The 8145-nt window shown below is 48.3% G+C and carries 7 protein-coding genes; 2 read left to right on the top strand and 5 right to left on the bottom strand.

What is annotated here, in order from left to right; translation table 11 throughout:
* A partial coding sequence (locus K5905_RS21550) for a DDE-type integrase/transposase/recombinase (RefSeq protein WP_297587575.1) occupies nucleotides 1-345 on the top strand: 345 nt, incomplete at its 5' end.
* A 58-nt stretch (nucleotides 346-403) separates the two neighbouring features.
* Here the strand turns inward: K5905_RS21550 and K5905_RS21545 are convergent.
* Nucleotides 404-1240 (bottom strand): helix-turn-helix transcriptional regulator, encoded by an 837-nt coding sequence (locus K5905_RS21545; protein ID WP_297587573.1) that lies wholly within the window; start codon nucleotides 1238-1240, stop codon nucleotides 404-406.
* A 655-nt stretch (nucleotides 1241-1895) separates the two neighbouring features.
* On the opposite strand from K5905_RS21545, the gene K5905_RS21540 reads away from it, so the two are divergent.
* Complete coding sequence (locus K5905_RS21540; RefSeq protein WP_297587571.1) at nucleotides 1896-2924, top strand: AraC family transcriptional regulator; 1029 nt, start codon at nucleotides 1896-1898, stop codon at nucleotides 2922-2924.
* Between the two features lie 148 nt (nucleotides 2925-3072).
* Here the strand turns inward: K5905_RS21540 and K5905_RS21535 are convergent, their stop codons facing one another.
* The 4 genes from K5905_RS21535 to K5905_RS21520 are packed head-to-tail and all read right to left on the bottom strand — an operon-like array spanning nucleotide 3073 to nucleotide 8082.
* Nucleotides 3073-4707, bottom strand: coding sequence for an ABC transporter ATP-binding protein (locus K5905_RS21535; RefSeq protein WP_297587569.1), 1635 nt, complete (start codon nucleotides 4705-4707; stop codon nucleotides 3073-3075).
* On the bottom strand, nucleotides 4700-5527 hold the full coding sequence (locus K5905_RS21530) for an ABC transporter permease (protein WP_297587567.1): 828 nt from the start codon (nucleotides 5525-5527) through the stop codon (nucleotides 4700-4702). Before K5905_RS21530 ends, K5905_RS21535 begins: the two co-directional genes overlap by 8 nt.
* Nucleotides 5528-5537: 10 nt before the next feature.
* Entirely contained in the window at nucleotides 5538-6494 is a 957-nt protein-coding gene (locus K5905_RS21525; protein WP_297587565.1) for an ABC transporter permease, read from the bottom strand.
* A 1-nt stretch (nucleotide 6495) separates the two neighbouring features.
* Nucleotides 6496-8082: an ABC transporter substrate-binding protein gene (locus K5905_RS21520; protein ID WP_297587577.1), complete on the bottom strand. Its 1587-nt coding sequence runs from the start codon at nucleotides 8080-8082 to the stop codon at nucleotides 6496-6498.
* Nucleotides 8083-8145: the final 63 nt, after the last annotated feature.

The raw sequence follows: 8145 nt of genomic DNA, 5'->3' as shown, positions 1-8145 counted from the left end.
GTCACCGACAAGCTTCGTTCCTATGGAGCGGCTCGTCGCCAAGTCATGCCGGCAGTCGAGCATCGATCACATAAAGGCCTCAACAATCGCGCTGAGAACTCGCATCTGCCTTTGCGAAAACGAGAACGTGTCATGCAGGGATTTCGATCACCGGGCGGGTTGCAACGTTTACTGTCCGTCTTTTCGGCGGTCCGAAATCTCTTCGTTCCCTCTCGCGCGAAAACCTTAGCCCTCACCGTCCATCTGCATAGGCTCAGCGCCATCGCGCATTGGAAATGCGGTTGCAGGAGTGGCCGTCTGACCAACATGCATCTGTCCAAAATTACCCAACCGGATTTAACCTGACATCACCCGATGATGAGCTTTATTGATTAAACCTGAAAACAACTCTTCACGCGAGACATTACTCTCGAATACCTCCAAAGCCTGAAGTGGAAAGCACATTTCCTTGAAACAGGTTTTCTCCGTCGCAGAAGAACTTGCGAACTACAGAATCAATGTTCGGGCTCGTCACCCGGTACAAACCACACCCACGAATGGCTTGCCGAAGTGAGACCGATACACCCGCACGGCGCCAAATAGTGCGTGCAGCAAACGGCTCACTCTGCGGATGCCAGGTCAAACCGATACTCATACCTGTCATGTACTTCATCTTGTCCCCGTGAGAAGGAAACAGGATCGTTTCGGAAAAACGATCACAAGCACGTTTCGTGCGTTCCACCACAAAAACACGCTCACCACGCAGCCACATCAAGCCATAAAGATGCGATCGGTGCACTATTCCCGTTTCCGGATGTCGAGTGCGAACGAAGAATACCGAGGTCATTTGAAAATCACTCTCTCTCACCAGTGCGACACCGACGTGGATGTAACCCGGGAACGCAGGTGACACGAAGTAGACGTGATAGATACCCTGATAATTCCGCAGCCTTGATAGCTCATGAGCCGAAGGCAGACCGAAAAGAGCATTCAGATCCCGACTGCTCGCAGCCAGCCGAGATTGACGCGAAAGCCAATCAGCAGCGGCGCCATCTTGAAGGAGCATCTCCTCCGAAACATCGAAATACTGAGCTATTCGAAACTGGCTGTGCGCAGATGGAAGCACCACGCCTTGCAGGTACTTTTCAAATTGCTGCCGATTGATACCGATTTCGCGCGCAACTGCTGATGCAGACTTCCTACGCTGACACATCAAACGCAAGTTTTCCGAATAAACCTGTTTGCGTTCATCACGCGTCATCACAACCTCATTCAAATTCCCTAAACCCTACCAATAGTATCGGCAGATATTCCATCACATTCCTTCACATCATTGTTAAATTTTACATGCACAAGTCTTCCGGCCGTTCAATCGGTTACGATAAATCTACCGATATTTGGACTAAGATTTAAGCGCACACGCTCAAACAACTAAAACAAGCTTAAAGGAGGCTAAATCTGCTCAATTGATTGTTTTCTTAATTCGTCTCATTTTTTATGAGGGAGCGATCTAAGCATGATACGAACAACCAACACGGCGATCAAAAAACATCATGTTTTGGATCGCAATGACACAAAAATCATTGCAAGGGCTCAAAAACCTTGCCGGACGCCTGATCGCGCAACTGCTTCAGTCGTAGTCTCAAGCAACGATGATACTGAATACGAACGCGTTTGTCTGCCAACCACAGTATGCAGAATAGATCGATGTATACGAGCTGCCTTGGAAGGGGTGCCCCAGACGGGCAGCAAAACAGACAACAACGAGTCCGTTTCGTTCATCCTCCCTCCCCACCGATTGCCCCTTCGTCTTCATGGAACGTTTCAGCGGAATGTCGAGATGCTCCCCGGACTCCAATGATGAGTTTCTAATGACTCATCCCATCAGAAAAAAAATCAGGAAGTGACCTTAGGCAATGAACAAACACGCATCAATTCCCTCAATTCAGATAGACGCCGAGCTTGTTGGTCTTAAGCACTGTTACGACGTTTGGTGCGATGCGATGCGAGAGGTTTATGATGTCACTCCGATGTCTAGTGAACCCAAGGATCAGGAGAGTGTGAGAGCTTGGAAAATTGGCGAACTGATTTTTTCTGAAGTAGCGTTCTCAAAACATTCCTTCCGTCACGACTCCATCAAAGCCCGAAATTCGAACTACTTGTCGCTTCAAATTTACAAAAGCGGCAGTTCAAAGGGAGTACTTGGAGATCAGTCCTGGAAAATGAACTCAGGTGACGTGCATGTTTTTGACTTTTCTCAGGAGTATTATGCGACGGCGGAAAGCTCGATTGTCGCTGGAGTTACGATCCCCCATGAAGCAATCGGATATGATCCCAACCTTCATCCCCAGCATATGTGCTTTCCCAGCGGCTCCGCAGTAGGCAACTTTCTCACAAGCGCTGTCCAGTCGGTACTGGAGCAAGTTCAACTGCTGGAGAAATCAGAAGCCGACGTCATATCTGAGTCGTTTTGCCGACTCATAAGGGGGGTCATGGTTTCCCAACAACCAACAGGCCCAAAGTTGGGAAAGCTAAGGCTTGAAAGACGACTAGAAATGCGTTCATACATAAACCGGAACTTGTCCAATCCGGATCTGGATGTGGATCACTTATGCCAAGTTTTCAATTTGTCTCGCCCCTCAGTTTATCGAGATTTCGCCGACATCGGAGGTGTCGCGAGCTTTATCACTCAACGTCGGTTAGAACGCGCCTATTACCAGCTCTTGACGATGCCTTCACACCAGGGGCGGGTGAAAGAAGTGGCCAACAGTCTTGGATTCCACGACCTCGCCCACTTTAGTCGGCGCTTTCGTAAACAATTTGGTATGCCTCCAAAGGAAATAAGCCTGTTGTGGGTCGAAGGCAGCAGTGAAAACGCGATGCACGAACCGACTAGAGAAGCTTACTCATGTGAACAGCTACGCAACTGGTTTCGAACCATGTAACTAAAAGTCAGACAAACAAGCCGCCAAAATGGATGAGGACAACACTTGAGCCTCATCCAACTCTTTTCGTGCCCTTGACGATTTCGTTTCTCGCATCAAGTTCATTTGCCAGAGTATCGAGCTCTGTTTGTTGCAAAATAATTCTGGTTTAGTGACCAGCAGCTTCCATTTTCCGGTTCGCAAGTATAGTTTCCAGCCAACCAGGGGTCATTTCCGGAATTGAAGACAACAAAAGGTCTGTGTAATCATCAAAAGGAGGGGATAAAACCTTTGACTTTACCCCGTAGCGGACAAGTTTACCTTTGTGCATGACCGCAACTGAATCTGCAATAGACTTCACCGTTGCTAAATCATGCGTGATGAACAGAAACGCTATACTTTCTTCCTTTTGCAAATTTAGCAAAAGTCTTATAATTTCATCACCGACCAACGGATCAAGTGCAGAAGTGACCTCATCGCAAATGATGACATCTGGGCGTGCAGCCAAAGCCCTGGCGATACAAACCCGTTGACGTTGTCCACCTGACAACTCAGCAGGATATCGATCGGCCTGATCAGTTTCGAGACCGATCTTTTCAATCAGCAATTCGACTTCTTGTGACAGAGCGGAACCTTGCTTGCCAAAATAAAACTGTATTGGCCTGGCAATTATTTTTCTAACAGTGTGCCGTGGATTCATGGCCGTATCAGCCATCTGATTAATCATTTGAATGCGACGCAATTCGTCCTTCGAACGTTGTGCAATGAGAGCTGACAAAGGCTGCCCATTAAACGACACAACACCTGTATCAGGAGCAAGTAACCCCGTCACCACTCGAGCCAGGGTTGATTTTCCGGAACCACTCTCACCTACCAAAGCAAGTGTTTGGCCACGACTTAGTTCACATGAAACTTCATTTAAAACGGTAGGAGTACTACCGTAAGAAGCCGTAACATTTTCAAGTTGCAGAATTGGATCATCATCCGGAGCCTGTTCCTCATGTTCGATCGATCTGATTGAAAGCAAGGCCTTGGTATATTTTTCTCTCGGAGCTTCTATGACTTGTCTTGTGGTACCAATTTCAACCATACACCCATCTTTCAGCACCATGATCTGATCTGCTATCTGCGCAACGACCGCTAGATCATGAGTGATGTAAATCGCAGCCACACCAAACCTTTTGATAACGGCCTTGATAGAAGCCAGAACATCAATTTGCGTCGTGACATCAAGCGCTGTGGTCGGTTCATCAAAGATAATTAGATCCGGATTCGAACATAGAGCCATTGCGGTCATAACCCGTTGCAGCTGACCACCCGAAACCTGATGAGGATAGCGATCACCTATTCTGTCCGCTTCAGGAAGGCTCAAAGCTCTGTAAATGTCCTTCGCCCGCGCAATGGCTTCCCTGCGCGACATTAACTTGTGCTTCAATGTCGCTTCAATTGTTTGATCAATCAGCCTTTTCGAAGGATTGAAGCCAGCGGCGGCCGACTGGGCAACATAACAAACCTCCTTGCCGCGCATAGCGTTCAGACCGGCTCGGTCTTGGTGCAGAATGTTCCGACCATTTAAGATAATCTCTCCACCGGTAATCGTCACCCGCCCCCGACCGTAGCCGAGCGATGATAGGCCAATCGTGGATTTTCCTGCTCCGGATTCACCTATCAAACCAAGAACTTTTCCCTTTTCCAAAGATGCAGAGACATCCCGCACTATTACGGCGCCAGGAAGCTGATGATTTCCACGCATATCAGGAACACTTACCTGCAGATTCCTGATCTCAAGCAGGTATTCAGGCATCGGCCGATTTCCCTCGCAAACTGGAGGTACGATTTAAGATCCAATCGGCTATAAGATTCACTGAAATGGCAAGCATGGCGATCATCGCAGCAGGTGCAAGAGCGGCTGGAATGCCAAACACGATACCGGCTTTATTCTCTTTAACCATCCCTCCCCAATCGGCTTCAGGTGGCTGAATTCCCAATCCAAGGAACGACAGCGCGGACAGAAACAACACCATAAAAATGAACCGAAGACCGAATTCCGCAATGAGAGTCGAAATGGCATTGGGCAAGATTTCATGAAGAATGATCCAGGCTCGTCCTTCACCACGCAATTTAGCCGCCTCTACATAATCCATAACCCGAATATCGACCGCAACCGCCCTGGCGAGGCGGTAGACACGCGTTGAGTCGAGAATTCCCATAACAAGTATTAGTGTCAGGATCGTCCCAGGCATGACGGACAATACAACAAGCGCAAAGATCAGCGTTGGAATTGACATTAGAAGGTCGACACAGCGTGACATGAACTGGTCAACGAAGCCTCCTGCTTCAGCCGCAATCATTCCTAATGCCGCCCCGAGCGTAAAAGAAACCAAGGTCGCAGCCGCAGCAATAGTGAGCGTTGTACGAGCGCCATAGATAATGCGACTTAACAAATCTCGCCCTAAATTATCAGTTCCCAGCCAATGCTTTTGAGAAATGGGTTCCCAAACTCCACCAACAATTTCGGCCTCTCCATAAGGAGTAATCAGCGGAGCGAAAATAGCAGAAAGAACAATGCCACTACAAAATAGCAGGCCGAAAAACGCCCCTGGAGAGATGCCCCAAATGTGCATTATCTCCTCCCTATTTCGGATGCGCGAGGCGTGGGTTGGATAGAATTGAAATTATGTCTGCAACAAGGTTGAGCAAAATGTAGATAGCCGCAAAAATAAGCCCGCAAGCTTGGACAACTGGCACGTCTCGTTTGGCAACATGATCAACGAAGTACTGACCCATGCCGGGATAGACAAATACAACCTCGACAACGACAACACCGACAATGAGATAAGCCATATTTAGCGTAACTACATTGACAATCGGAGAAAGAGCGTTCGGCAAGGCATGTTTGTAAATAACACTGAACTTTCCTAATCCCTTCAATTCTGCCGTTTCTATATAGGCAGCTTCAATAACATTCAGGATCGCCGCCCGAGTCATGCGCATCATATGCGCAAGCACAACAAGAGACAGGGTAACTCCTGGGAGAATGGTCACTGTGAGACGTTGTCCGATACTCATATCTTCACCAACAATTGAGACAGTTGGTAACCAGGCTAACTGAACCCCGAATAGCAGAATGAGAACGTAACCTATGAAAAATTCAGGGAGTGAAATTGCGGCCAAAGTCAAAGCTGAGATCAGCTTGTCAAAAAAGCGGTTTTTGTAACGCACCGCGATAAGGCCCAGTAAAATTGCAAGTGGGATCGATAAAACGGAAGCGAAGGCTGCCAAAAACAGCGTATTCTTCAGTCGGTAACCGACAGCCTCTGAAATATCGGCTCCACTTGAAAGTGCAGAACCGAGATCTCCTTGAAACATCCCACAGAGCCATTGAAAGTAGCGAACATAAGTCGGCTCATTGAGACCTAGCTCTCGCCGCAAATTCTCAAGGTTTTCGGGTGTGGCAGTTCTGCCGAGGATAGCCTCTGCCACATCTCCTGGAAGAATTTCTGTCCCAGCAAAAATGAGTATTGAGATAGTTAAAAGCAGCAGGCACCCCAACGCAATTCGCTGAGCTACCAGAACTAGTACTCGTGGCATCCTACGCTACGACCCACATCTTCATCGGCGCGTAGTTGTTCATGAGGCCCAAGCCCTTTGAGTTACCCCAGCCGGCAATCCGGTTTGATGTTGCATCGACAAAATTGTTGAACATTGGGCAAATCAATCCGCCTTCATCTCTCAATATGACGCCCATATCGCGATAATGTTTTTTGCGCTTTTCTTCGTCAAGTTCCGCCTTCGCGGCAAACAGAAGTTGATCAAACTGATCGTTGAAGAACCTAGTATCATTCCAATCTGCCGTGGATAAATATGCAGTTGAAAACATTGCATCCTGAACCGGCCGCCCTCCCCAGTAACTGGTACAGAATGGCTTCTTGTTCCAAACCTCTGACCAATACCCATCACTAGGGGCAAGCTCTATATCAAGATTTATGTCGACTGCAGCCAGATTTTGCTGAAAAATCTGTGCTGCCTCTGGAGCGCCTGGAAAGGAGTTTTCTGACGTTCGCAACAGAATAGAACCGTCGTGCCCGGACGCTCTGTAGTGAAAAGCCGCTTTTTCTGGGTCGTAGCGCCGCTGTTCAATATCATCGGAATAAAGCGGATAAGAAGAATTTATCGGCGTATCATTTCCTACTGAGCCGTTCCCGAACAAGATTTTTTCTACGAGTTCTTCACGATCAACACCATACTTCAGAGCCAACCTTAAATCCTTGTTGGAAAAAGGATCGGTATTCGCATGCATTATGAAAGTGTAATGCCCGGCGCTAGGCACTGAATGAACCGTGATATTTGGTGCGCGACCAATGAGACCTGCAAGTTTTGGAGGTACACGGTTGACCATGTCAACGGCACCTGACTGAAGCGCCGACATCCGTGCAGTATCGTCATTTATTACGAGCAATTCGATCGTATCAGCGTAACCGAAATCTGCTCGCCAATAGTTTGAATTCTTTTCAAAAACGGCGCGAACGCCAGGTTCAAATGTCTTGACTATGTACGGGCCTGTCCCGACAGCAGCAGCGGGAGCATCCTTACCTCCATTCGGCTGGATCATCAGATGATAGTCGGCAAGAAGATAAGGCAGATCCGCATTGCCCCCTTTCATCGTGAACACAACACTGTCACCATCGACCCGAATGTCAGCAATTCCCCTAAGCACTCCGAGAGCCCCAGACTTCGTGTCCTCTCCGATATGGCGCTCAAAGGTCGCCAACACGTCATCAGGGGTCAGCGTTTTACCATCGCTGAACGTTACTCCTGAACGGATCTTGAAGGTCCAAACAACCGCATCGGGCGTTGAATGGTATTCCTCCGCAAGTACGAGATCGAGGCCTTCAGCTTCGTTGATCTCAACCAGAGGCTCTCCCCACATGCGGAGGATTTGGGTTGCGGTAGAATTGGAAGCTGTTGCCGGATCCAAACTGTCCGTGGATGCTCCCCCTTGAATGCCTAAGCGCAGCGTTCCTCCAGAAACAGGCTCTGCTGCCTTTACACGGTGCGTCAAAATTGTTCCAGCTGTCGCTGCTGTAATACCCAAAGCTGAAGCACGCCCCAAAAAATCACGTCGAGTTAGTTTTCCGATCGAGGTCATCCGGGCTAGGTAGTCAATTTCCTGGCTCATTTTTTTCACCTTTTTGTTTTGAGGTGCTTTTGTTCTCGTTGGTTTCATTAAGGCGGCGTAGAA

Source organism: Roseibium sp., from assembly GCF_025698965.1.
In the GTDB taxonomy this organism is placed as follows: Bacteria; Pseudomonadota; Alphaproteobacteria; order Rhizobiales; family Stappiaceae; genus Roseibium.
This window is presented reverse-complemented; position numbering and strand designations above follow the sequence as displayed.